Source organism: Desulfosporosinus hippei DSM 8344 (assembly GCF_900100785.1).
GTDB classification, from domain to species: Bacteria; Bacillota; Desulfitobacteriia; order Desulfitobacteriales; family Desulfitobacteriaceae; genus Desulfosporosinus; species Desulfosporosinus hippei.
Map to the genome: position 1 here is coordinate 43618 of NZ_FNCP01000028.1, position 24525 is coordinate 68142.

At 38.9% G+C, this 24525-nt stretch carries 24 protein-coding genes; 3 read left to right on the forward strand and 21 right to left on the reverse strand.

Annotated elements, in window-relative coordinates; genetic code table 11:
• Window positions 1–15: 15 nt before the first annotated feature.
• From BLS16_RS19075 to BLS16_RS19100, 6 genes are all read right to left on the reverse strand, one after another.
• Window positions 16–1020, reverse strand: coding sequence for a BMP family protein (locus BLS16_RS19075; RefSeq protein WP_092335247.1), 1005 nt, complete (start codon window positions 1018–1020; stop codon window positions 16–18).
• A 48-nt stretch (window positions 1021–1068) separates the two neighbouring features.
• Entirely contained in the window at window positions 1069–2574 is a 1506-nt protein-coding gene (locus tag BLS16_RS19080; RefSeq protein ID WP_345788544.1) for an amidohydrolase family protein, read from the reverse strand.
• Window positions 2575–2794: 220 nt separating this feature from the next.
• On the reverse strand, window positions 2795–3925 hold the full coding sequence (locus tag BLS16_RS19085) for an aldo/keto reductase (protein ID WP_092335248.1): 1131 nt from the start codon (window positions 3923–3925) through the stop codon (window positions 2795–2797).
• A gap of 291 nt (window positions 3926–4216) precedes the next feature.
• Window positions 4217–6214: a M56 family metallopeptidase gene (locus BLS16_RS19090; RefSeq protein WP_092335249.1), complete on the reverse strand. Its 1998-nt coding sequence runs from the start codon at window positions 6212–6214 to the stop codon at window positions 4217–4219.
• Entirely contained in the window at window positions 6207–6590 is a 384-nt protein-coding gene (locus BLS16_RS19095) for a BlaI/MecI/CopY family transcriptional regulator (protein WP_092335250.1), read from the reverse strand. Before BLS16_RS19095 ends, BLS16_RS19090 begins: the two co-directional genes overlap by 8 nt.
• Before the next feature lie 183 nt (window positions 6591–6773).
• A complete protein-coding gene (locus BLS16_RS19100; RefSeq protein ID WP_092335251.1) occupies window positions 6774–7028 on the reverse strand; it encodes an adenylate cyclase in 255 nt (84 codons plus the stop codon).
• Between the two features lie 116 nt (window positions 7029–7144).
• On the opposite strand from BLS16_RS19100, the gene BLS16_RS19105 reads away from it, so the two are divergent.
• Entirely contained in the window at window positions 7145–8140 is a 996-nt protein-coding gene (locus BLS16_RS19105) for a tyrosine-type recombinase/integrase (protein WP_092335252.1), read from the forward strand.
• Window positions 8141–8272: 132 nt separating this feature from the next.
• Here BLS16_RS19105 and BLS16_RS19110 read toward each other — a convergent pair whose 3' ends face one another.
• The 9 genes from BLS16_RS19110 to BLS16_RS19150 form a co-directional block, all read right to left on the reverse strand.
• Complete coding sequence (locus BLS16_RS19110; protein ID WP_092335253.1) at window positions 8273–9427, reverse strand: DUF4317 domain-containing protein; 1155 nt, start codon at window positions 9425–9427, stop codon at window positions 8273–8275.
• Between the two features lie 300 nt (window positions 9428–9727).
• Entirely contained in the window at window positions 9728–9922 is a 195-nt protein-coding gene (locus BLS16_RS19115) for a hypothetical protein (protein WP_014903108.1), read from the reverse strand.
• A gap of 84 nt (window positions 9923–10006) precedes the next feature.
• Window positions 10007–12178, reverse strand: a complete 2172-nt coding sequence (locus tag BLS16_RS19120; RefSeq protein WP_242876373.1) for an MASE3 domain-containing protein — start codon at window positions 12176–12178, stop codon at window positions 10007–10009.
• A gap of 592 nt (window positions 12179–12770) precedes the next feature.
• Window positions 12771–14300 carry a xylulokinase gene (gene xylB, locus BLS16_RS19125; protein WP_092335255.1) on the reverse strand — a complete coding sequence of 510 codons (1530 nt, stop codon included), beginning with the start codon at window positions 14298–14300 and terminating at the stop codon, window positions 12771–12773.
• Between the two features lie 46 nt (window positions 14301–14346).
• Window positions 14347–15387 carry an NAD(P)-dependent alcohol dehydrogenase gene (locus BLS16_RS19130; RefSeq protein WP_092335256.1) on the reverse strand — a complete coding sequence of 347 codons (1041 nt, stop codon included), beginning with the start codon at window positions 15385–15387 and terminating at the stop codon, window positions 14347–14349.
• Window positions 15388–15536: 149 nt separating this feature from the next.
• Window positions 15537–16529 carry a sugar ABC transporter substrate-binding protein gene (locus BLS16_RS19135; RefSeq protein WP_092335257.1) on the reverse strand — a complete coding sequence of 331 codons (993 nt, stop codon included), beginning with the start codon at window positions 16527–16529 and terminating at the stop codon, window positions 15537–15539.
• A 124-nt stretch (window positions 16530–16653) separates the two neighbouring features.
• Window positions 16654–17646, reverse strand: a complete 993-nt coding sequence (locus BLS16_RS19140; RefSeq protein WP_092335258.1) for an ABC transporter permease — start codon at window positions 17644–17646, stop codon at window positions 16654–16656.
• Between the two features lies 1 nt (window position 17647).
• Window positions 17648–19159, reverse strand: a complete 1512-nt coding sequence (locus BLS16_RS19145) for a sugar ABC transporter ATP-binding protein (RefSeq protein WP_092335259.1) — start codon at window positions 19157–19159, stop codon at window positions 17648–17650.
• Window positions 19160–19513: 354 nt separating this feature from the next.
• Window positions 19514–20635 carry an ROK family transcriptional regulator gene (locus BLS16_RS19150; protein ID WP_092335270.1) on the reverse strand — a complete coding sequence of 374 codons (1122 nt, stop codon included), beginning with the start codon at window positions 20633–20635 and terminating at the stop codon, window positions 19514–19516.
• A 194-nt stretch (window positions 20636–20829) separates the two neighbouring features.
• Between BLS16_RS19150 and BLS16_RS19155 the strand changes: the two genes are divergently transcribed.
• Window positions 20830–21099 carry a hypothetical protein gene (locus tag BLS16_RS19155; RefSeq protein ID WP_092335260.1) on the forward strand — a complete coding sequence of 90 codons (270 nt, stop codon included), beginning with the start codon at window positions 20830–20832 and terminating at the stop codon, window positions 21097–21099.
• Window positions 21100–21454: 355 nt separating this feature from the next.
• Here BLS16_RS19155 and BLS16_RS23830 read toward each other — a convergent pair whose 3' ends face one another.
• From BLS16_RS23830 to BLS16_RS19180, 6 genes are all read right to left on the reverse strand, one after another.
• Complete coding sequence (locus tag BLS16_RS23830; protein WP_165574360.1) at window positions 21455–21598, reverse strand: hypothetical protein; 144 nt, start codon at window positions 21596–21598, stop codon at window positions 21455–21457.
• A 229-nt stretch (window positions 21599–21827) separates the two neighbouring features.
• On the reverse strand, window positions 21828–22097 hold the full coding sequence (locus BLS16_RS19160; protein WP_092335261.1) for a spore coat protein: 270 nt from the start codon (window positions 22095–22097) through the stop codon (window positions 21828–21830).
• A gap of 15 nt (window positions 22098–22112) precedes the next feature.
• Window positions 22113–22322 (reverse strand): hypothetical protein, encoded by a 210-nt coding sequence (locus BLS16_RS19165; RefSeq protein ID WP_092335262.1) that lies wholly within the window; start codon window positions 22320–22322, stop codon window positions 22113–22115.
• Between the two features lie 35 nt (window positions 22323–22357).
• A complete protein-coding gene (locus tag BLS16_RS19170) occupies window positions 22358–22654 on the reverse strand; it encodes a spore coat protein (RefSeq protein ID WP_034596621.1) in 297 nt (98 codons plus the stop codon).
• Between the two features lie 14 nt (window positions 22655–22668).
• Window positions 22669–22884, reverse strand: coding sequence for a hypothetical protein (locus tag BLS16_RS19175; protein WP_092335263.1), 216 nt, complete (start codon window positions 22882–22884; stop codon window positions 22669–22671).
• 246 nt (window positions 22885–23130) lie between these two features.
• Window positions 23131–23493, reverse strand: coding sequence for a hypothetical protein (locus tag BLS16_RS19180; protein ID WP_092335264.1), 363 nt, complete (start codon window positions 23491–23493; stop codon window positions 23131–23133).
• Window positions 23494–23785: 292 nt separating this feature from the next.
• Between BLS16_RS19180 and BLS16_RS19185 the strand changes: the two genes are divergently transcribed.
• Complete coding sequence (locus BLS16_RS19185; protein ID WP_092335265.1) at window positions 23786–24232, forward strand: YtxH domain-containing protein; 447 nt, start codon at window positions 23786–23788, stop codon at window positions 24230–24232.
• Window positions 24233–24525: the final 293 nt, after the last annotated feature.

Sequence of the window (24525 nt, forward strand, 5' to 3'; positions counted from 1 at the left end):
TCTAAATGTTTATGCCTACTTGGTGGATTTCTCGATAACTGGAACGGTTAGTGTTCCATCAATAATCTGTTTCTTGGTATCTTCGATGAGTTTCTTGGTAGCTTCGGGAATCTTGCTCTCAAAGGAATGATACGGGGAAATATCGACGACTTTTTCTTTCATACCTAAGTGAGTAATGCCGCCTTTAAAGGTACCATTTTTAACAGCATCCACAGCGGTCAGGATGACTGTTGGCATATTATACACCGTCGAAGAAATAATAGTATTAGGGGCGATTGAATTCTGATCGTATGAATTTCCACAGGCCAGAACACCTTTTTCCTCTGCAGCCTTGATAGCACCGGTGCCCGCTTGGTTGGCAACGTGGTAAAGCACATCTGCACCTTTGTCAATCATAGATAGGCCCGCATCTTTCCCGGCAGAAACATCCGTAAATGAATTAACGTAAATTTCATAAACCACAATGTTAGGGTTTACTTTTTTGGCACCCAGTTTAAAAGCTTCAAGTTCCTTGATAATTGATGGTTGCTCGATACCACCGATTACTCCGATTTTGCCGGTTTTGGACATAGAAGCGGATAGGATACCCATCAAATATCCACCTTGTTCGCAGCTCATTACATAGGAAGCCATATTCTCAGCCTGTGAATTGGACTCTGTCGCCATAAAATGGAGTTTAGGGAATTTTTGAGCTACTCGGACTGCCGGATCTCCAAACTGAAACCCGTGGCCGATGATTAAATCATATCCCCGAGCAGCATAATCATTGTAAGCAGATTCCGTATCAGCCACGCCGACATTTTCTGAATAGGTAGTTTCTAATCCGAATTTCGATTCAGCAGCCTTTAGTCCCTCTAAAGCTGTCGCATTCCAGCCCTGATCATTGGCGGGACCGGAGAGGAGCAGGGCCACTTTCATTTTCTGATCTTTTGACGTCGTCTCTTGAGCAGCGCCGCTGCCGCACCCGGTTAACAGAACTAACATACACATTAGAAGTGCAAGCCCTTTAAAAATTTTCATCCAAATTCTCCTCTTTTCTTTTTCTATTGAATTTTTCCAAATCTATTTTTAGCGGAAGGCCTCACATTCATTGCGCAGCACCCGCGTACAAACCTTTTCCCCTTCTTCGGCCACTGCCCCTTCGTCAACACCTAACAACTGACCGTCCCTGAAGACAACCTTACCGTTGACCATCGTCAGCCAAACCGGACCGGTCACGCCTACCCGGGCCAGAATGTTTTTAGGATCATGCAAGGTACCCGTAAGTTCCAGGACTCCGGTGTTGATCATGAACAAGTCAGCGGCTTTTCCAACCTCCAAGGATCCTAATTTATCTCGGCCCAAGGTTTTTGCCCCGTTCACTGTTGCTATTTTCAGCAATTCATAAGGGGAAAGGCACCCTCCTCGCTCCTTACTGTGGTAAGCCTGCATAAGATAAGCCATCCTCAAGGAATCCAAGAGACTTGAACTGTCATTGGTTGCGGAACCATCGCACCCGAGGCTGATGATCACCTTATCCTTCTGGAGAGCTTTCATATCCAGGATCGGGAACCCGCCCAAGACCGCCGGTGAGGGACAATGGGAAACCCCTGTGCCTGTTTGTCCCATGAACTTGAATTCCTCGGGATGCAGCTCCCAGCCGTGGGCAATCCAAACATCCGGGCCGATAAAGCCGATATCCTGGCACCACTCCAGCGTACGCTTATTCCAGCGTTCCTGCATAATCACATTTTCTCCCTCGCCCAGGTGAGTATGTAAGCGGACACCTTTTGCTCTAGCCAGTGCGACTGATTCTTTAAAGGTTTCTATGTAGCTGTTAATAGGCTGGCAAGGAGCCACGACGATCTGCTTCATGGAAAAGGGATCCGAATCATGATACAAATCAATCAGCCGTTCACAATCGGCAATAAATTCATCCGTCGTCTCCAACATGTTCTCGGGAATTGTACTCCCTTTACTGCGTGGGAGTGTGTTAGTGCCTCTGCCTGCGTGATACCTGATGCCCAGTTGGGCAGCAGCCTCCATCTGACGGTCGACCAGCAACTTGCCCGAGGCCCGTGTATAGCAATACTGGTGATCGAAAGCACAGGTGCAGCCGTGCTTAAGTAAGTCTCCCATAGCAGTTAATGAGGAATAATAGATGACCTCGGAATCAACTTTTTGAAAGATGCGGTAGATTTTGTCCAGCCATTCGACTACCAGCAGATTGGGATAATCGATGGTCATCAGGTTTCTGACAAAGGTTTGAAAAAAATGGTGATGGGTGTTGATCAGGCCGGGATAAACGAATTTATCACGCCCATCGATGACTTCAGCGTCCTGGGTTGCTATGCTCTTGCCAATCTGCACAATCTGTGATCCCTCGATAAGCATATCCATATCCTGAAACACTTGATCCGAAGCGTCACATGTCACAATGGCCCGGGCATTTTTAATTAAGATTTTCTTTTCCATGTTGTCCTCATTGCCTTTCTGTTTGTCGATAAAATTATCGGCATCCCGTTTGCCATTCGTTATATTTGGTATTCTATACCCTATAGTTACTATAGGGTCAAGTACAATTCTTAACCTCAAAGTGGATACATGGTCTCCTTTTCAATAAATTAGCTAGCCTTAATTAGGATAATCCTAAAGAAGGGTTGGATTTCAGAAAATGCTCTGAAATCCAACCCTTTCGTAGGCAGATAGTTTTAGTTTTTACTGTGTAAAATAGTATACTTGATATTCACAGAGTGATCGCCAATAGGTTCCAGATTACTAATGATTGAGGAAGGCGGCACCGTGACTTTCAATCCTATCTCTGTGGTGTGTTGGTGCTGCTCATAAATTCAGCGTGAACCTTTTCTAGTAACTCTGGAATTTCTAAAGACTGTGGGCAATTTCCTATACAGATTCCACAAGACACACATTGATCTGCACCAGTACCATTAGGCACCAGATTACTTTGATAGACCACTTTGTCAATGGGATGTGATTTCATCAGCTGCTGGCTGTTATAAAGCTTAAATATTTCAGGGATTATGACACCTTGTGGGCACGGCATACAGTAGCTACAACCAGTGCAGCCAATGCTCTTTTTCGCTTCGTATGCCTCACGAATCATTTTGATCAAGTTTAGATCTTCTTCTGACATAACATTAGAAGCCGTATTTTCAAATATCTTCAGATTATCCTTTAACTGTTGTAAAGTACTTGTACCGCTTAAGATTAGAGATACTTCCGGCATATTGTAAAGCCATCTAAAGCACCACTCTACCAACGAACGCTTTTCGGGATATTGATTGATTAAATCCTGTGCTTCCTGGGGTACAGTATTTAATATATAGCCCCCTCTAAGCGGTTCCATAATTACTACCGCAAGGCCTTTATCTGCTGCATATTTTAAACCTTCCACACCCACTTGTTGCTTCTCATCTAAAATATTCAGCTGAATTTGAGCCATCTCCCAATCGTAGGCGTCTACGATCTCTTTAAATGCATTTAAGGTATTATGAATAGAGAATGCCTTATGAGCAATTTTCCCTTTTTCCACCATTTTGTCTAAGAAGGTAAGTCCATCATACTTTTTGACCTTTTCCCAGTGGCCGTGATTCATATTATGAAGAAGATATACATCAATATGGTCTGTTCCAAGTCGTATCAATTCTTCATCCAGATATTTTTCAAAGTCATCGTGTTTGTCGATATTCCAAATTGGGCTTTTGGTAGCTAAATAAGTTTTGTTTCGATAGCCATCCTTTAAAGCCTTACCTGTAATAATCTCGCTGTCTTTGTAAATGAAGGCGGTATCAAGATAATTCACCCCGTGATCAATTGCATAACGCACCATTTCAATAGCTTCTTTTTCATCTGAAGGAAATCGCATGCAACCAAGTCCGAATCTAGACACTTTCATCCCGGTTTTTCCATATTGTGCATATTCCATTATTTGTACACTTCTTTCTAACTATAAGTACATCTAGTTATTTTCATAAGCTTAATGTCCTGCCTGGTACTAAAAGATATATTAGTATACCTCCACTTTGCCAGAGTTTATTAGAGATATTTATATTGTACATACTAGAGTGCACTCTAAGTCAATAAACTAACAGCAGAATTTGTATTTTGTTATACATTATGTGTACATTCCAACTTACAATGCTCAGCCAACACTTTCTCTTTGTATCAACACATAATAGGCTTATCGCAACTTAGCCGCCATGAATAATACTCCAAATCAATAACCCTGATCGTAAATAAGCCACGGACTATTTGCATCTTCACGAATCAGGATCATACTCCAGTTATCGTAAATACCTTTGTTCCATGGACCGAGCTCATTTGGTGGGGAGTCAATATTAAAACTCACCTTAAAGACAATAATATTTTTATCTGCTATATAGTGGTTACTCGGCCGATAACGCCGGCGCATCTGATCCTGAGAATCATAATTCATGGCTAATAAAGTTCGTGTTTCCTTACCATAGAGCTGAACATTGCCACTTTTCACGTTGCCTAAGGTCAGGCCATCTCGCGGGTACATTGTGGCAAGGATAGCCTCATCATCCTTTACAGCAATCGCCCGAAAGTATTCCTCCACTACTTTACGGGCTGTGGACACCTCGGCATCAGTAAGTTCAGGCAACGGCGATTCAATAGCTGTGTTTCCGTCTGTCATATGTTCATCCTGAACCAGTATGTTTTGCAGTTTATCTAAGTTCTCTGCCAACTCGGAGAGCTTTCCGTATTTTTCTTCAAAAGAAGCTCTCTGAAAGGTAAATGAAGTATTATATCTTGAGGTATCTAGCTGTCCGGAAGATTGGGAATTCCTGAAGGCAAAAGTCACTTGATCAAGGTTATCGATCATGCAGAAAACTACCAAAGCATTCATTCGTGAGTTTGATTCTATGACAGAGTCCGGTTTGATAATTGGCCACTCATCTTTATACTTTTCATCCGCCCCAGCCTCATAATATATTGTCAGGCCATAAGGCTTTTCACTCGTTTCCATTGAGATATATCTCTGGATAAAATAGTTGTCCGGGATTGGCAAGCTGGCCGCAATGGCTCCCACCTTGCTATTATCACCAACATAAGGTGTCTTGTGTCTTGAAATCTTAGCTAGATCATAGGTCGTGATAAGTGCTGATTCAGTTTTATTTCCTTCTCTACTGCCAGATAGGTTGGGCGGTGTGGATTTTCCACTGCCCACTCCAGCTCCTAGATATAAAGCTCCGAATATTACTAACCCCATTAGAAATATTGATAAGATTAAGCTTGGCTTTGAGGTTTTATGTGGCCTCATGATTGCTAATAATCTTTCCATTAAGCTCTTCTTTTCTTCACACATAGTCGCCTGCAGCACTCCAGACGGATATTTATGATCTGCTACCACAGAAATCAATGTATCACCATAAGCCTGCTTTTCTGCGGGGCTGAGGTTCTTGATAACCGCTTCATCACAGGCCAACTCACATGCACGATGGACTTCTTTTCTAATAAAGTACATCAAAGGATTAAACCAGTGGATTGATATAGCGATCAGTGTTAACCATTTTACCCCTATATCAGAATGCTTTAGATGAGTTAACTCATGAAGCAGGATATTCTTCAATTGCTTTTCATTAAAGTCAGTATCGGGAATAATGATTATTGGTCTTAGGATTCCAATCAACATGGGGGTGGTCACAAAGTGATTACGCATAAGTCTTACATTATTGCGCCCCTGCAACAAGGCAGACAACATTCTGAGTTCCTGATCAGTAGCCGCCTTATTAATTAACTTGAGGTGTTTTATAAAACGGACATATCCAACTAAGTTAACGGTGAGCATGATTAATGCACCTATCAACCAAAGATATAACGAATACCGGTTAAATAGCTCAAGAAAATGTCTGCCCAGACCTGTATTATAGTTATAAACAACATCAGTCGTGCTTTCATTAATATCTGGTAAGTTTAATGGCTCAGAACTATCCTTTGTACTACTCATTGGTTGCTTGATGGTTGATGATGTACTCAGGATTGTCGATTGATTCCCATAAAACAATTCGTTCATAACACTTGCTTCAAATGAAAATGGCAAAACCAATCTAAAGAGTATTACAATCCAAAGACAGTATTGAAAGGACTTTGATAACTTGTTCCTGATTAACGGCTTAAAGGCATATAATACTACTGCCAGAATGCTTGCAGATAGGGATAGTGATAAGATTAGCTTGATAGTTTCATTCATCGCTACTCCCCACCTTAAAGAGATTGCGTAATTCTTTTATGTCTGAGTCATCAAGCTTTTTGCTTCCCAAAAGCGAGGCAACAAGGTTCTTTGCACTACCGGAGTATAAGCGGTCAATCAAGCTTTGAGTCGAATATTCGTTATATTCTGCCTCACTGACTAAAGGTGTATAGTAAAGTACTTCTTTTTTAGAAACGAAAACTACACCTTTATCGCAAAGTCGGCGCAGCAAGGTCTTAATTGTTGAGGATTCCCAATTGCTTGTTTGCTCAAGGGTTTTTCTGATATCCGAGATAGGAAGTTCGCGGCCTGCATCCCATAAAACACGCATGACTTCAACTTCCGAATCCGTTATCTTGGAAACTAATTTATTCATAGACATCCCCCTTTCAGGTTACAAACGTAGCTTTTAACCACAGTCTACATTTGTAACTCGTTGATGTCAAGGAATATAATAAAAATAAAGCCCAGCAAACTGGGCCTTACCGCTGATCACTAGTGTATGTTACAAAAGACGAGAAGATTTTCATCCGTAAATTTCTCGTTACTCACCAAAAACTTAGTTGTTTTGTAGAATTCTTAGAGCATCATCCAGAGCTAGAAGATATTGAGGTGGCAAGTCGTGAACTGTTTCTCGGATTTGTTGAAATGCCCTTTGATAGGCGTCAAAAGCTTGGGTGTCCTGAGGATAACAGGAGTCCACCAAGTTGGCCATGGCATTAGCTTCTGCTGCATGCCCATGCTGACTGAGATAATCATATAGAGGCAGGGCAAATTTTAATACATCACCTTTAGTCCTAATTAAAAAAGACATTAATCAAAATCTCCGATCAAACATATTTTGAAAATCTTTCATTAATATATATAATAACGATATCATGATACTTCTTACTCAAGATTAATTCTAATTTATCTGCTAGAGGGTGTTGTATGAAAGATAATTATAGAGCTGACTTTTCTACCCTTCCCCATTTCGCACAAGATTATATTAATCACTTAGCTGTTATTAATAAATCAAAAAATACTCAATATGCATATTCCAATGAACTTAGACTGTTCTTTCAATTCCTCTGCGATTCTCTGCCGACTTTCCCCTCCTCTCCCGAAGGCATTAACTTATTATATCACATGGATAAGATCGGACATCGGGATATCGAAGCTTATTTAAGTTGGGCGAGCATTAAGCGCAATAATGGAGTACGAGCTCTTGCCCGAAAGCAAGCAGTCATAAAGTCTCTTTACCGCTATCTACTACGCGAGGATATGATTTCTAAAGACGTGACAATCAAACTAGACCCTTTCAATGTTAATCAAAAGCTTCCTAAAGCCTTAGAACCTAATGAGATTGCCGACTTAACAGACGCTTTAGAAACTGGTGTAGGATTATCAGCAGGCCAACTCAAATATCACGTCTATACCGAGAAACGAGATTATGCCATTGTCCTTACCTTGATTGGTACAGGACTGCGGCTATCTGAACTTTGTAACCTTGATATCAGCAAGACAAACCTTAATAAAGGCTTTTTTGAGATCCTCCGTAAAGGGAATAAAGAGACTGTCATTTATTTTAATGACGATGTAGCCAAAGCCCTGAATGATTATTTGCAGAATGAGCGCCCCCGTTATGTCCGCAAAAACCTTGACCCTCTTTTTCTCTCAATTCAAGGAAACCGAATAAGCAAGAGAGCCGTACAGAATCTTATCACTAAATATATGACCATTCTCAAAACTCTTGGACATAACACAGAGGGCTTCAGTGTTCATAAGATGCGCTCTACATTTGCCACTTTGCTCCTTCGGGAAACGGACAATCTGGCCATTGTCCAGGACGCTCTGGGCCATTCTGATCCCAGAACCACGCGAATTTATGCCAAAGTCCTTGATGAGCAATTAAAGCGAGCTGCCGACTTGATTAAATTTAAATAGACTGTTCTGCCTTCTGTCAATTTATCATGATAGAATTAAATATAGGCTTCCCAGAAACATACAGCGCTGTCGTTTCTGGGAAGCCATGCTTAATGGTCTTTAGAGAAACCCTCGACAAAGCTGTGCAGGACATTACAATTCCTCTGTTACCAAGTCAAAGCCTTCCAGTGTAGCCGCATCATCAATACGAATCATTAAATATCGTATACCATCCTTGGTCACTTGCTTGACGTTTTTAAGATCTTCCGGGCCAATCGTAATTGAAGCTGTGCCACTATCAATTTTAATCGACTTTGTTTTAAAATTAGGGGCTAGACTTGATGCCTTAAATTCATAGTTTTCCGCACCCATAATCTCCAAAAATGAAGACTGCAACTTATCTTCGGTGGGAATCCCACTACTCTCCAAAATTCTTTCCATATCTTTTAAGCCAATTAAAGATACCTCTCCACTTTCAGCTTCAACCTCCAGCCGACGACCAATTTCCGAATAAATGTTAGAAACAACTTCCGGCTCAATTTCTGTTCCAACAACATCACGTACAACTTCTAAAAACCGCGCTTTGTCAGCCTCGGCTGTTAATTTCAATTCGCAATCAAGAACATTTTCTACAAACAATTGATTAGGTTGGTTTTCTTTTTGGGTATAGTAAACAACTTTATCAGTCTCAGCAGCATCTTCGCTAAATGAGGGAAACATAAAACCCTCATATGGAGCATCCGTATTAATTGTAACACTCATAGGAACACTGGTTTTAAATTCTCTTTCTTCAAAATCAAAATTAAGTGCCTTTTTAGGAAGAACAATTGGACAAATGCTGCCAATAAAAAAACCCAAAGAATAGGCTTTTTCATCATCTATCTCGTCATTATCCTTTTTAATTGCTTTATAAACCTCTCCCCGTACAAAGCTGATCATAAAATCCTTATCATAGACCTCACAGGTTTCCTCCAGAATTTTATTTACAATTTTAAACGTCGCTTCTCTAAAATCTTCTGTTTTCAAAGTATCAAGCATATTCCTTTGAGTCGAGTTCTGGCCCAGCTTGTTATCTTTAAATTCTAACTCGAAAGTTTTAGAATCAATCTTTCCTGATAATACTTTTTTAAAGTTTTTAAGAAAAAGCTCTTTTTTTTCTTCATCCATCATAGCAAAATATAATACTTCAGAACAAAGAATGTCCTTACTTTCTTGTTTTATATAATAACTACAAATTTCCTGTAGATTTAACTTAGAGTTGTTGCTTTTTAATTCTCTACGAATACTTGCCAGATCTTCTTTATTCACAAATTCTATCTCCCTTTTTATCCTCGTTGGTAGAAGTCTCTATTCATAAGTCTAATTATAAACCTGCCGGTTCAGACTTAAAAATTCGAGTTTCGTATAAGTACTATAAGTTCTAGGTATTATCGCACTTATAATTCGTCATTCTTTGAGTATTTTCCTCTTAATTTAAGATTATATCTCATAAGCGAAGATTGTGAATCACCTTGATTATATAGATTAAGATAGATACAAAACAAAAAAGCACTCTAAATCAGAGTGCCCTATAAATAATTCGCACACTAAAATTACTGAAGGATATGGCTACATATGCTTCAATAAGCACTTAGAATCGCTCATTTTATCACAATATACAAACATTTTTCTACCGCCGGATCCTTTGATTTCTACATAACATTCACTACATTTATAGACTGTTTTTTCAATTTCATCCTTTGGGTTGCGGAGTTCTTTCCATAATTCAATTTGAACATCCTTATTTAGTAAGTCGCAATGCATCTATATCACTCCCTTTCACCTGATACTTCGACAGAAGGAAGAATTATCCTCCTATATAATTTCTTTAATGGAAATATTTATAATCTAAACTATCATCTTGCCTTGATCCTGAAGCACATCCGGAAGCTGGAATGATATATAAAATTTAGTACCTTTCGAACTAGATTTGATATCTACTTGAGCATTATGTGTTTCCGCAATGGTAAAGCTTGTCGCAAGGCCTAATCCCGTACCATCATCCTTTGTCGTAAAAAATGGAGTTCCAACTTTAGCAAGGTTTTCCGCAGGGATACCACATCCCTCGTCCTCAACCACTAATAGCACTTTATCTTCAATTAAATTGGTTCTGATGGTCAGGTTTCCTCCCGCCTTCATTGCCTCAAGCCCGTTGCGGACTAGATTCATGACAAGTTGAGAGATCTCATTTTTATTTAGCTTGAGACTCGGAATTGTACCGGGAATATACCTAATCTGTTTGTTTTGGTTAAAGGCGTCTGCTTCAATAAGTGGGTATAGATGATTGAGGATGTCGTTAAGGTTTTGAAACTTCATCTTAGTGTGCTTATTCCTTGCCAGCATCAGAAATTCCGTAATAATTGAATTCGCTCGATCCAGTTCCGAGATCATTAATTCAAAAATTGGTTTTTGGGCTGCGTATTGGTTTTTCTCTCCCAATAATTGCAGAAAGCCTCGGACGGTTGTCATCGGATTCCTTATTTCATGGCCTATTCCTGCAGCCATTTGACCCAATACCGCAAGTTTTTCGCGCTGACGAAGCCTTTCAGCCTCCTTTCTGGCTGAGGAAATATCGGTTGCAACGACCACATTACCAATCAAACTATTATCTATTCCTTGAACCGAATTTAGATTTAAAACAATATCTCGATTTACCCCATCTTTGCTTAGAAAACACCCTTCTATTCCTTCATGGGACTTTTTTATGTTGCTGTTGCTTAAGTTTAACCTTAATAAACTCTCAACTTTACTGAGTCTTTTATTGATAACTTCTTCTTCAGTAAGACCCGTTAGGTGAATAAAGCTGTTATTGCACATGGTGACTCGACCGTTTGCATCAGAGACTAAAACCATGCTATCCATTGAATTTAAAATCGTCTTTGTCTGTAGCTGCAAATTCTCAAACAGGTGAGCCAGCTTAGCATCATTAAAATAAAGCAGCCAGCCTCCCTGTGAAAATCTAAAACCGCTGATTTCTAGCTCTACCTTTTCCGTTCCTTTATCAATTGTCCGAAATACATTATTGAACCGTTTGGCACCCTCTCTTACGTCTCTGATCGTCGATTTATCCCCGTTTTTATAGAACCTTTTTTCAAAGACTAAAGCACTTAGGCCAATTAACTCCGTTGAGGTGACTCCGATTAATCTGGCAGCTTCTGTATTTACAAATCTTATTTTTTCATATTTATCGTAATTGATTATGCCTATCGGAAGTTCATTAAGTATGGTCTCATAATACAAATAGGGGTGAGTAACTGTCGACGCAAAAAGACCCTTATATAGAAAGAAATAGTATACAAACTTAAGGATATGCCCGTATGTATAATCAAAGGATGATAAACTTAAATAGGATGCAAAGCATTGCTCAGCAGGGATTGCAATAATTAGAGCGACGAATAAGTACTTTTCTATGATGTATTCGTCCTGCTTTACCTTTGGATATAGGAGCAGTAAATTCAGGAGGAATAGAGCAATTATAATATACTCGCAGATAATCTTAGCAGTTGTTACCCCACCGTTAGCTGTAAGAAGTACCGGGAACCACCCTTGATAGGCATAAACCAGATAGGATATCGATGCACCAAGTATAATCGTTATTACAAGACCTAATGATCTTTTCTGGGGCCCTTTTAATCTATCAAAAGTTCCGAGGAGAAGAATAACTCCTTCCGTTAGACGGCCAAGAACCCAATACCGGGAAGATATGTCATCGAAGCCCAAAGGGTGATGATTAAGCAAAGGATAATAGTATGTATGAAGAAAATCGAACCCCCCAACCAGCAAAAAGCCAAAGCCAACCAGTCGATTGATAGTCGAACTACGCTCATAATTCTGCCACATGGTAAGAAACGTAAATATTGCAACGCAAATACAAGCTCCCTCTAGTACAGAGTGAAGAAAAATCGGATCATTATGCCAGATATCTTGAAGTAGATGTGAACTCAGATAGCTTAATAACACAGAGACCAGTGCTACAGATAATAACACTACCGGAGCCTTTGCTCCGTTACTTTTGTTCATAATAAGATTTGTCCATCCCAATGATAACACTCTCCCTATTAATGCAGCGGTCTGAAATTATCACAATCATACCTTTGATTAATAATCCAGTTTCAATTCACTTCAATCTTACAAGATATTCTATATTTTAATTGTGACTAAATTTTCCAGTATCGTTATTATACGTTACTAGCTATGTCGAAATCACGAGTAATTATGAGATAAGAAAATGGTTGAAGTTCTGGAAAGGCCTGTAAATAAAGGTTTTATCGCATTGTATGAACATTTTTTATCGCAAATTTTTCTTTTTTGAAAAGAATTGTGATAAATGGGAAGAAAAATGAGTCATTTAGCAATTTGCTAAGAAAATCGAGCACAATAGGACATTAAGGGCTCAATGAAATAAAAACGGTTTTATACCGAAATTTAGATATTTGGAAGATAATCCAGCAATTACTTCTAACGTTGATGAACACCTAAGTTATTTCCACAATTCACTCTATGAACATCAATGCAAAATCGGTCTCTTCCACCTCAACAGTGGAAAGAGACCGATTTTTAATAGAAATAACTTAATTATATTTTTAAAGCAAGAGCTCAATTATAGTAAGCCCTATTTTGGAAGTCTGGCCAATTGCTTAAACGAGTCCTGCAAATCAAGGTACAATTTTTTGTAAAGCTGATAATACTCCCCATATACCTGACCTGCAGCAACATTCGGTTGCTGGACACTATTCTTAATAACCAGGTTGTCACAGGCATCTTCAACAGAATCATAAATTCCTGCTCCAACTCCCGCTAGGATGGCTACACCAAAGGCTGGTCCTTCATCGGCTTTAATTGTGCTGACAGGACAACCGTACATGTCTGCAAGCATTTGTCTCCAAAGCGGACTTCGTCCTCCACCGCCACAGGCTATCATATCTGCTACATTAACCCGCATTTCCTTAAAGACATCAACACATTCAAGCTGGGAATAGGCAACTCCTTCCATAACAGCACGAATCATGTTGGCACGACTATGGGAGGCAGACAATCCGAAAAACACTCCTCTGGAATAGGGATCCGGATGAGGAGATCGCTCTCCCATTAAGTAGGGCAGGTAAATCAGTCCACCTGCTCCCGGCTTAACTTGTTCAGCCAGGGTATTCATGATGACGTATGGGTCAACTCCCAGTTTTTCTGCCTCGATCATTTCCGGAGCGCAACAGGTATCTCTTAACCATTTCAGTGATAAGCCGGCACCCAATGTGCAGCTCATGACTGTCCATTTCCCTGGAACCGCACTGCAAAAGGTATGCACTCTGCCCTTAATATCAATAGAAACGTCATCTGAAATTGCGTAAACCACACCGGAAGTTCCAATAGTTGTAAAGGCATTCCCCGCCCTAACAACTCCTGTACCAACTGCGGCTGCCGAATTGTCAGCGGCACCGCCCACAACGATTGTTCCCTCACGAAGTCCTGTCAGCTCAGCGGCCTTTCCGTGTACTTTACCGGTAACCTCCGGCGACTCGTAGATCTTACCCAGCAGAGACTTGTCAATGTTAAATTTCGATAATATTTCATCAGACCAACAGCGTCTAGGGATATCCATAAGCTGCATACCTGACGCATCTGACATTTCTGTCGCAAATTCACCCGTAAACATATAACGGATATAATCTTTAGGAAGCAAAATATGAGCGCATTTCTCATATATTTCAGGTTCATTATTCTGAACCCAGAGAATTTTCGAAGCCGTAAAACCTGTTAGAGCAGGATTGGCCGTGATTTCAATGAGTCTTCGTTCCCCGACTAGTTTATTCATCTGTTGGCATTCATTATCGGTTCTTTGATCACACCAAATGATTGATTTTCTTAAGACAATTCCGTTTTTATCAAGCATGACAAGCCCATGCATCTGTCCTGAAAGACCTATTCCGGCAATTCCAGAGGCATCAATTCCACTTGTGGTGATAACATATTTAATACCAGCACAGGTGGCACTCCACCAATCAGAAGGGTCTTGCTCTGCCCAACCATTTGCTGGCTGATATAATGGGTATTCAATCGTTTTGGAACAGATTGCGTTCCCGGCAAGATCAAACAACACAGTTTTTGTACCCGAAGTTCCTAAATCAACGCCAAGTAAAAATTGCACAGCGCATCCCTCCTGTTTCACAATTCTATAATAATTGGTGAAACTATTAGCCGATTTTTATCACAGCTTTAACTACATCTTGTTTATGGTTAATTACAAAGTCAAAAGCCTTGGCAACATCCTCAAAATCAAACTCATGGGTAATGATTCCTGAAATATCAATAATCCCTTGGGCTATTGCATTGATCGCTTGAGGATAGATATTTCTATAACGGAAGACGGATTTGATTTCTGCTTCTTTAGATAATACTTTAGCAATGTTATATTCAATAATATCCTGAGGAGCCATACCGACAAGCACTATACGCCCACCATTTTTGATAAGATAGGGGGTTTGAGCAATAGTTTGGGCGGAACCTGCCGTTTCAATGACAATATCGACCCCTTTTTTGTTGGTCAGTTTATCGATTTCTGCTAACACATCAACTTCAGTGGCATTTAAAACTGTGGTTGCACCCAATTTTTTAGCATATTCAAGCCTTTTGGGAATGACATCGACAACCGTGATATCCGTTGCGCCAAAGGCCTTACACGCCAGCAGCGTAACCAGACCAATGGTACCTGAGCCGAGAATCACTACTGAATCTCCCAACTTAACATCACCCTGCTTAGCAGCATGCATACCAACGGCTAAGGGCTCAACAAGTGCGCCTTCTTTGGTTGAGATTGATTCCGGCAGCTTAAAAGCCATATTTTCCGGGAAGGCAATATAGTTCATTAAACAGCCATGATAGGGTGGAGTCGCTAAAAATTCTACATCCGGGCAAAGATTGTATCTGCCGGACTTACAAAATTCGCATTGACCACAAGTTATCCCCGGCTCTAAGGCTACTCTGTCTCCAACCTTAAGATTTTCTACTCCTGCTCCAACGGCCTCTACATTACCAGCACATTCATGCCCCAAGATAAAATCACCATTGACCACAAAATCCCCTATTTTACCATGTTCTAAATAGTGGACGTCAGACCCGCAAATCCCCACATATTCAAGTTTGACAAGAACCTGTTTTTCTTTTGGTACCGGAACTTCGATTTCTCGGATTTCCATTTTATTAACACCTGTCATATAAGCAGCTCTATTTTTCATTGAGTACCCCTCCTTGAGTGATGAAAGTTAGTTAAAAATGGTGCAAGCACATATGAACGCTAACCAAGTAAATATTTAGCCAACAGGACATTCATCCCTGAGGAAGAATGTCCTGCGTACTCCAGAGAGCTAAGCTAAGCTGAGTTGAATTATTTTATTGTGCCGGATTTTTTTAGAATTTCAATATACTGATCTACATTTTCTTTGTTTACAAGTGGGTTACCGATGTCTGTGTTAATTTCTTTTTCTGCTCCGGTTAAAAGCTTGTTACTGGCATCGAGCATTTTTTCTGCGAGTTCATTGGCGTTTTGTAGACATGTGGAAGTCATTCTTCCCTCTTTGATCAGGAATAAAGCTTCTGCAGTTCCATCAACACCATAAGCCAGCATATTTGTATATTTAGCATTACCTTTTACAACTTCTAGTGCTCCGGCTGCCATGTTATCATTCATGGCAATGACAGCATCAATTTTATCATTAGCTTGAACCCAGTCTTCCATATACTTCATAGCTTCATCTTTGTTCCAGTTAGCAATTTGTTCACCGACAATTTTAACATCGGGGCGCTTGTCAAAGAACTCTTTCTGCCAGCTGGCACGACGCTCATCGGCATGGAAGTTACCGGAAGGTCCTTTTAAGACAACGACTTTGGCATTTTGAGGAATTTGGGTTAAGGCTGCACGGGCATTAACTGCTGCTTGTTCATAAGGTTGAGCATCGACTGACGATGCGCCTTTAATACCGGAAATCCGTGCGTTTGTTGTGATAGCAAAAATACCTGATTGAACAACTTTTTCTACATAAGGTCTTTGGGATTCGCCACTGTTTGGTTGGACGATAATCAGATCAAATTTGTTGGTAATGGCATTCTCGATCATAGAATTCTCTTTATCGTCGTTGGCTTGACCATCAAAAACCTCAAGCTTAATATTAGGGTATTTGGTGGCTTCCTCTTTTACTGAATTAGCAAGCCAAGCTGCAAATGAATCGGATTGAGCTCGTGCAATATATGCAACCTTGTATGTTTTCTCGCCACTAGCTGAGTCATTGGGAGCAGGTGTAGTAGGTTTACTTGATGAACAGCCAGCTAATAAAGTCCCCATCAATAACAACGAAACAACGCTTAACAGTTTTTTCTTCATCTTTTCTCCATCCTTCTCTCTTGATATGTTATATCTTTGAACAGCAAGGCTATTTGATCGTTCTTTAACCTAGTTTCGTTAAAGAGATGATATTTTGATCTTTAAATAACCTTAACTGATGTTTCTACTTTTTAGCTGCCCCTTGATCCTGGACTTTTCCTAACATGCTGTTTGCTCGGCGATTCCTTGAGCGGATATCATAGATTACTGCAAGAGCGATGATTGTACCACGTACAATTTGCTGCATGTAGGAGTCCACATTATTCAAGTTCATAATGTTGTCTAGGAAGCCAACAATAAACGCACCGGCAAGTGTTCCTCCAACAGTACCAATACCGCCGGAAAAGCTTGTTCCTCCAATAATAGCAGCTGTTAGTGCCGTGAATTCATAATTGATTGCGCCATTAGGTAGACCTGCGTTAACACGGGACATAAAGAGAACCCCGGCAAGTCCTACAAAGATACCATTAATGATAAATACAGTATATTTTACTTTGTGGACATTAATCCCTGAAGCAATTGCAGCTTCTTCATTCCCGCCAACAGCATAAAGAGAACGTCCAAAACGGGTATGATTCAATAAATACCAGGTCAAAATCGCAATCGCTACCAAAAAAATGATTGGAATAGGAATAACTCCGATTGATCCCTGTCCTAACTCTACAAAATTCCCCAGCTGGAGGATATTCTGTCCTTTTGTGTAGAGAAGTGCAGCACCACGTGCCACAGTTAGCATTGCCAAAGTAGCAATAAATGGAGGTGCTTTAAAAGTACTAATCATGAGAGCATTAATGGCATTACAGATAATCCCAGTGAAAATACCCACCGCAACTGCCAGTAACAAAGATCCGGTAGCTTTATAAGTGGATACTGCAAATACTCCGGCAAGTGCCAGGACAGAACCTGATGACAAGTCCAGCATCCCACTTATGATAAGCATCGTCGCACCTAGGGCCAGAATAGTGGTTACGGACAATTGTCTGGAGATGTTTGTCAAGTTATTAATTGACAAAAAGTTAGGGTTAGCCAGCGAACATACAATAAACAAGCCTACTAAAATCAAATAAATACTGTATTTCTTTTTAACTGTGGTCCAAAAATTATTATCTAGTTTCATTTTAGTTCACCCCCCCTGCTGTTAGAGTCCCAGTAGCATATCTCATAATGAGTTCTTGAGAAAAATCTTCTCGATTTATCTCCCCGGTAATTGTCCCTTTAGCCATGACATAAATCCTATCACACATACCAATGACCTCGGGGAGTTCAGAAGAAACGATAATTACAACTTTACCCTCTTTTGCTAAATCAGTCATAAGCTTGTATATTTCATATTTAGCCCCAACATCAATCCCGCGAGTTGGCTCATCCAAGATTAGAATATCCGGATTTCTCAACATCCATTTAGCGAGAACCACTTTTTGTTGATTACCTCCACTCAAGGTAGCAATCGGAGTATCAATGGTTGGTGTTTTTATTTTCATTTTGTTAAGGATTTCTGAGACTAATTTTCTCTCGATTTTTTTATGGTTTCTGCAGGAATAAAAAACGGATTTCAGGTTAGAGAGAGTCGTGTTTTCTTTAACGGAGCGCATAGGGATAATACCATAGCGTCGCCTGTCTTCTGAAAGCATGACCATTCCATGCTGAATGCTCTGCTGAACATTGGTAATCTTAACTTCCTGACCTTTAATCTTTACAACACCCGAGGTTTTAGGTTCCAGACCAAATAATGAACGCATAACTTCAGTTCGTCCTGAACCCATTAACCCGGCAAATCCTAAAATCTCACCTTTTTTAACGTGGAAATTTACGTTATGAAACAGATTTGGATAATTAAAGTTTTCAACTTGAAGCATATCTTCCCCGATAGGAACTTGCTCCTTGGGAAATGTCGTAGTCAGTTTACGTCCTACCATTAAGGCGATTACAGTTTCGATATCCAGCTCTTCCTTTGGGTGGCTTTCTACAACTGTTCCATCTCTTAACACCGTTATATCATCGGCGATCTGGAAAACTTCATCTAACTTATGAGATATATAGATAATGCTTACTCCTCGTGCCTTAAGTTCTCTTATCTTTACGAATAGCTTCTCTACTTCTTTAAGCGTAATTGCTGAAGTCGGCTCGTCCATAATGATGATATCAGACTTGTAGGAAATGGCTTTAATAATTTCTAGCATCTGAATATCTGAGATAGTTAGATCCTTGAGTGGAGTCGTCGGTGAATATGGAAGGTTTTCCGCCACTAAGAGCTCTTGAGTGCGTTGTCTTACCTCTTTCCAATTAACATTACCGAACCTTTTGACGGGGAGATTTCCAAGAAAGAGATTTTCTTCTACGGTCATCTCCGGAACATAACTCATCTCTTGAAAGATCATGGAGATCCCGAGAGTTCTTGCCTGGATAGGATTACCGATTTTTACTGGTTTTTCGTCTATATAGATCTGACCGCTATCCGGTTGGTAAATTCCATTAATGATTTTCATTAAGGTAGATTTTCCTGCCCCGTTCTCTCCACACAGAACATGAACCGAACCTTTTTTCACGGTGAAATCAATTTTATCTAGAGCTTTAACACCCGGAAAAGACTTTTCAATTTGTGACACCCGCAGCTTAATATTTTCTTTCATTTTCTTCCCCCATGAGATTATTTGAATAATCCTTTCTCATGCTGATTTTCAGTAATTGGTATACAATCTTTTCTCTTAAGATCCCACATTTTTCTCGACTTAAACCATTTCAATGTAAAAAATAACTTGTTTCTTGCGATTTATATAAGACTTTTATAAATATATTTTAATAAGTTCCAATAAAATTATATCTCTTTTTTCGCCTAAGTCAACCTGCATTTTACTTGTAAAGTTATACATTTCAGATTAATTTTGCAATTTCAACTCACTATGATATTTCCCGGAAAAATCCAAGTATTAGTCTGAGTAACTAAAGTATACCTATCTAGGACCTCAATAATAATAAATCGCTACCTAAATATTATTGATAAAATTTTCCACGTGTTGTAAAGCTGCTCCGACGGCTGTGGCTTCTAACTTATATTTGCAGACATGCAAATACTTTCCGTCAACCTCAAATGAATTTCTTTTTGAGACTAATTCTCTCAATTCCTCAATGTATTCGTCCATATAGGCTCCAGCATATCCGCCTATAATTACATTACAGTCATAAAGCATTCTTAAGTTATTAATAACCACAACTAAGTGTGAAAGATATTCCTCCCAAAGAGCTTTTTGAGGTTCATTTTTCAATCTTAGAAGTCTAAAGAACTCAGCAATACTTCCGTTAGTACTGTCAGATAGGATTTTAGCTGAGCAGTATACATCAACACAACCCTTTTGACCACAGTAACAAGTGCGCCCATCTTGAACAATTGTCATATGTCCAAACTCGCCACTACGTTGATTTTGTCCTGAAAAAATATTCTTTCCTATTATAATAGATCCACCTACACTATTATTAAGAGAGAGATAAACCACATTTTGAATATCGTCTTCATTCCATAGTTCTGCAACACCTGCCGCATTAGCATCGTTACTCAAAATGCAGGGATAAGGTATAAACTCACAAAATTCCTTGACACTTCCCCCTTGAAAATCGATAACAGTTGCGTAATTAACGGTTTGTTTATCAGCAGATAATATGGCAGGTAAAGCAATACCTACACCTAGAATTTTCGAACTTTCGATAGTGCTCTCATCAATAAATTCTTTTACTAAGTTACCAACTCCCTTAAAGTACTCTTTGGAATTGACAAATGGATACTGCTTACGGACATTTTTAAGTAATTTTCCACTTAAATCAATTAATACAATTCCGACATGATTCCGGGTAATATCTAAGCCAATAGCATATTTCTGGCTATTAAAAGTTATCGCCTTTGCCTTTCTACCACCTGTCGATTCAAATAAACCAGTTTCAATAATTAAGTCTCTTTCTTGCAATTCTTTGATATTTTGAGTAACCGTAGGTAAACTCATATTTAAGGACTGGGCTATTTCTTGAATTGAGATTGGATCCCGCTTATATAAAAACTTATAGATAGCATTTCGATTAATCTTTCTCACTTCCATGCTATTAACTCTATTAATCATCGTATCCCCGACTTTCATAAATGTCTTTTATTAATGTGTTTATATTATTACATTTGAACGGATTTTTCAATAATAATTACCTTTGTTTAATGCAATGAGTCTTTAGACCTATTCATGATAGGATGTTTGGTCATTACAGGGAGACACATTTTAATATATTCTTAATGCTAGATTGATAATGAGGAGAATTAGTGATGGGATCTTTAACCCTTGATTATTTGAGCTGTACCTTTGAACGCGCAAAAGAACTTGATTACCAATATGTTGGAGTCCAAATCGAAATAGATGGCTTTGTCAAGCCTGAGATAATTATTAACCAAGTCGATAATTTTGAAAGTCTTCTTGCATACTACAAAAAGACTTTCAAAAAAAACTTGAACCATAAGTATATTAAAGGAAAAAGAATATCTGCAGTTACTTTTGGCAATTCGTTTAGTGAAATAGAAAGGTATTTATTAGGCTAATTTTAATGCAGAGCTAGGATTTATAGAAGTTGGTGTTATATGAAGTATTTAATTATATACATTATCTGCTTATTATTAATTCTGGTCTTCAATTATGGGGCACATCTTAAAGAAAAAGGGAGACGCTTTGATTAAAGCGTCTTTTTTTGTTACTTGCTAGCTATTGCTTTGATCCGGAAATGATGTTAACCCTTTAAAATGTTTGAGTGAATAGCTGCTCTGATTCTTACTAATCTTAGAGAAAATAAAAAGCCAGCTCGTCAAAATGAACTGGCAAATATGAATCTCCATATCAAATTGCCATTAACTACAAAAAGAATATACCACATCAAACCATTTACTATCAATCGGTTAATTAATAAATTAATTTGGCAACTACAAAAACTAATACAATAATCCCTGCACTTACAGTTCCTAAGATATTAAAAATCCGTTCTCTGTTTTCTCTCTCTTTGAATTCAAGCAACTTCTCTTTACTAAATTGTGTGTTTAATGACATACCTCTCCCCTCCTATTAAAGCTTAATCATTCACTTAGGCAAAACACTTTGCCTTCCTTTTATTTCCTTTATTATAATACAAATATTCCCTATTTTATACTGTATTTTAAATTGTCGATTAAATTTTTGTGTACTTTAGATACCGGACAAAAGATGAAATTTTAATCTAAAAATGCATTGGCGAGATTTAAATCCCTCTCGCCAATGCATTTTTAGATTAAATATAGTTTTATACAAAGCCTAAACTAGTATTGATGTCCTCCTGCAACTGCTGTTCCGGTGACTGATAAGGCTGATACCAATTTTTCTGAGCAGCAAAGTCACTTAACTTAAAGTGGTTATCTATGCAACTGTTCAACTGATTAACAAGTTTTTCTCTGAAGACAGTCGATGTACTCTCTCCAAGTGCTACAGATAGTGAATGTATTGCAAACTTGGAGTCTTTCAACATATCATTAACAATATCTTGGTCACTTAAGGCATTTGTGAATGTTGGCATGGGTTTAACCTCCTATCATTGAAGAGTCTTATCGAAAACCAGCTCTTGAAATCCCTTTAAATTTTCCCGGCGGGCAGTTACGTTATTTTTGATATAAGAAGCAAGTTCTTGATCTTTAACCATACTGATCATCGACTCAATCTTTTTTATTCCTAAGGTCTCATTACATAGTATTTCATGTAACTCCAGCATCTCGTGAGTTGTAAGTTCATTTTGGTTTGCCAAACCTAATCCCTCCTAGCACGTTATTTTCTTAAGAACTAAGTAGTTGAAGCTTCTTCGTAATCTTGTTTAACTTGTTCGATAGGTGTTGAGCGTGGCAGATACCAATTATTTTGAACAGATAGGTCGACCAATCGAAAATGGTTTTGAATTGCGCTGTTAAGTTGCTTTTTAAGGATTTCTCTTAGTTGAGGATTGGTTGTTTCAGTTATCGCCATAGACATTGAATTAAGGATAAACTTCGAATCTTTCAGCATATCTATAGCAATATCTTTTTCCGTCATCTTAGTAGTGTCAGAATCTTGAATTCCAAATAGATCCTCAAACCAGCCCATATAAATTACACCTCCTATTGTAGTACGTTACTACTAATAAATTGTTTTAATTCTTCAACGTTCTGTTCTTTAGCATTAATAACATCATCGACATAACTTGAAAGTTCACTATAATCTTGAATTGTCATTTTAGTAGTTTTGAGTTTTTTCTTTGCCATTACTTCAATACTAAGAAGTTCATGAAGCTCAATAGTTTCGCGTTGCGTAAGCATCTGATCTTGTTCTGACATTGTTCGCCCTCCTTTGTAGAAAAAACACCTTCCGGCCTATTATTTGTGTGGTCTACTATATTTATACAACTTTTATAACGGAGTCAGAAAAGCTTCTTTTCAGCTTCATCTAAATCTTCACTTAGAATTCAGACTCAAATGAATAAATCAATCTTGAGGCAAGGGAATAAGCTCTCTATCCTATAACTTAGAGAGCCTATTCCTTAGTTCATATTAAAGTTTTTATTCTCCTGTAAACCTTATATATCAGTGAAATTTCCTCTGTTTATTTTTAACTATCAGTATCCCACTCAAAGTTATGACGAGGCATAACAGTTTTACAAACCTCTTTGGCGGAGTAAAATAGAGGGCTTTGTTTAAGCTTACAATTTTATCAACCTTTTGACCTAGTTTGAATGGTTCTTTTTTTCTAATCGTTTGTTCGCTAGATTGGACATTAACAAATTCAGGGTGATAATCTGGTTTTGTTGAACAATGGTTTGGCACAGAATCCTTCGTAGAAGGATAAGCATTGACAATGCCCAGATAATTCTTACGCAAAATTACAACACTTGTAAATGGTTTATGTACCAAGTCGCTCTTTGACCTGATGAAATCATCAGTTGACATTGTCAATCCTCCTCTATCCGGGCTACAAAAATATGTCATCTAATTCTATCTTATGTAATCTTTAAACGGGATGTTCTTTGAGGCGTTTTCTATTTGGAAGCATATAATAGGTTAGGTCTGAATAAATCATCCCTGAAAAGATAGCTTTGTATTCAAACACGACCCTGTACTATATCTTACCTTAAGTACCATGTAAACCGTCACATATTAAATACTATCCTGATAATTCTCAGATGCGGAACCATTAACATGACTTTAAGGCAAATTGTTAAGTTCAAAGGAGTGGCAAACGATGGCGAAAAGCAAAGTCGAACGGAAAAAGGTTATTAAGGCAGCAGTGTTTGGAAGTCTAGCCGGTGCAGTAACGGGCCTACTACTAGCTCCTAAAAGCGGTCAGGAATTGCGCCATGATCTATCCGACCAGGCACACAAATTAGGGGAAAAAGCCGTTGTGATTAAAGACAAAGCACAGAGCGCGTTGCAAAATGTCGAGGAGAAAACTCAAGTAACCTTTAATACCGGCAAAAATTGGCTCCAGAAAAAAAAACAGTTCGTTGATAATTTTAAAACCTTAATATCTGAAATCCAAAATGGTGCCCTGACAAAAACAAGTTTGAAAATTGAAGAACCCGAAGATCCTACAGAAAATCTAATAGAAGACCTAACAGATGCCCCTACACATGCCCCTACACATGCCCCGACAGATGACCCAACAGATGACCCGACAGTAGAAGTTTAGTAAGTAGTAGCACACCTCTCAGTCTTTTACCGTTTTACCAATGTACTATTAAACACAATCGTCAACCTATGAACCGAAGCTTGCTTCGGTTTTTTTGTACTAGTCAGAAAGTATAACTTTTCGTTGCATACTGCAAGAAGGTTTGATCAGTGCGTAGACAGTGTCTTCGTCTAATGTGCTGCGGCAACGGCATGGGGTTGTAAGCGGTCAAGTAAAATGACCGTTTTTTGGACACAAATTGATCGGTTTTTTGACCGCCTTCATCTCTAAATCTTTAGGGGTGGATTACAAAA

What these genes read in the sequence shown, in the direction of transcription:
- BLS16_RS19085 (WP_092335248.1), bottom strand. Translation starts at nt 3,925, where the DNA reads ATGGAATATGCACAATATGGAAAAACCGGGATGAAAGTGTCTAGATTC.
- BLS16_RS19105 (WP_092335252.1), top strand. Translation starts at nt 7,145, where the DNA reads ATGAAAGATAATTATAGAGCTGACTTTTCTACCCTTCCCCATTTCGCA.
- BLS16_RS19150 (WP_092335270.1), bottom strand. Translation starts at nt 20,635, where the DNA reads ATGATTAATAGAGTTAATAGCATGGAAGTGAGAAAGATTAATCGAAAT.
- BLS16_RS19170 (WP_034596621.1), bottom strand. Translation starts at nt 22,654, where the DNA reads ATGGGCTGGTTTGAGGATCTATTTGGAATTCAAGATTCTGACACTACT.
- BLS16_RS19160 (WP_092335261.1), bottom strand. Translation starts at nt 22,097, where the DNA reads ATGCCAACATTCACAAATGCCTTAAGTGACCAAGATATTGTTAATGAT.
- BLS16_RS19120 (WP_242876373.1), bottom strand. Translation starts at nt 12,178, where the DNA reads ATGAACAAAAGTAACGGAGCAAAGGCTCCGGTAGTGTTATTATCTGTA.
- BLS16_RS19095 (WP_092335250.1), bottom strand. Translation starts at nt 6,590, where the DNA reads ATGAATAAATTAGTTTCCAAGATAACGGATTCGGAAGTTGAAGTCATG.
- BLS16_RS19155 (WP_092335260.1), top strand. Translation starts at nt 20,830, where the DNA reads ATGGGATCTTTAACCCTTGATTATTTGAGCTGTACCTTTGAACGCGCA.
- BLS16_RS19175 (WP_092335263.1), bottom strand. Translation starts at nt 22,884, where the DNA reads ATGTCAGAACAAGATCAGATGCTTACGCAACGCGAAACTATTGAGCTT.
- BLS16_RS19180 (WP_092335264.1), bottom strand. Translation starts at nt 23,493, where the DNA reads ATGTCAACTGATGATTTCATCAGGTCAAAGAGCGACTTGGTACATAAA.
- BLS16_RS19115 (WP_014903108.1), bottom strand. Translation starts at nt 9,922, where the DNA reads ATGCATTGCGACTTACTAAATAAGGATGTTCAAATTGAATTATGGAAA.
- BLS16_RS19090 (WP_092335249.1), bottom strand. Translation starts at nt 6,214, where the DNA reads ATGAATGAAACTATCAAGCTAATCTTATCACTATCCCTATCTGCAAGC.
- BLS16_RS19130 (WP_092335256.1), bottom strand. Translation starts at nt 15,387, where the DNA reads ATGAAAAATAGAGCTGCTTATATGACAGGTGTTAATAAAATGGAAATC.
- BLS16_RS19145 (WP_092335259.1), bottom strand. Translation starts at nt 19,159, where the DNA reads ATGAAAGAAAATATTAAGCTGCGGGTGTCACAAATTGAAAAGTCTTTT.
- BLS16_RS19075 (WP_092335247.1), bottom strand. Translation starts at nt 1,020, where the DNA reads ATGAAAATTTTTAAAGGGCTTGCACTTCTAATGTGTATGTTAGTTCTG.
- BLS16_RS19100 (WP_092335251.1), bottom strand. Translation starts at nt 7,028, where the DNA reads ATGTCTTTTTTAATTAGGACTAAAGGTGATGTATTAAAATTTGCCCTG.
- BLS16_RS19135 (WP_092335257.1), bottom strand. Translation starts at nt 16,529, where the DNA reads ATGAAGAAAAAACTGTTAAGCGTTGTTTCGTTGTTATTGATGGGGACT.
- BLS16_RS19140 (WP_092335258.1), bottom strand. Translation starts at nt 17,646, where the DNA reads ATGAAACTAGATAATAATTTTTGGACCACAGTTAAAAAGAAATACAGT.
- BLS16_RS19185 (WP_092335265.1), top strand. Translation starts at nt 23,786, where the DNA reads ATGGCGAAAAGCAAAGTCGAACGGAAAAAGGTTATTAAGGCAGCAGTG.
- BLS16_RS23830 (WP_165574360.1), bottom strand. Translation starts at nt 21,598, where the DNA reads ATGTCATTAAACACACAATTTAGTAAAGAGAAGTTGCTTGAATTCAAA.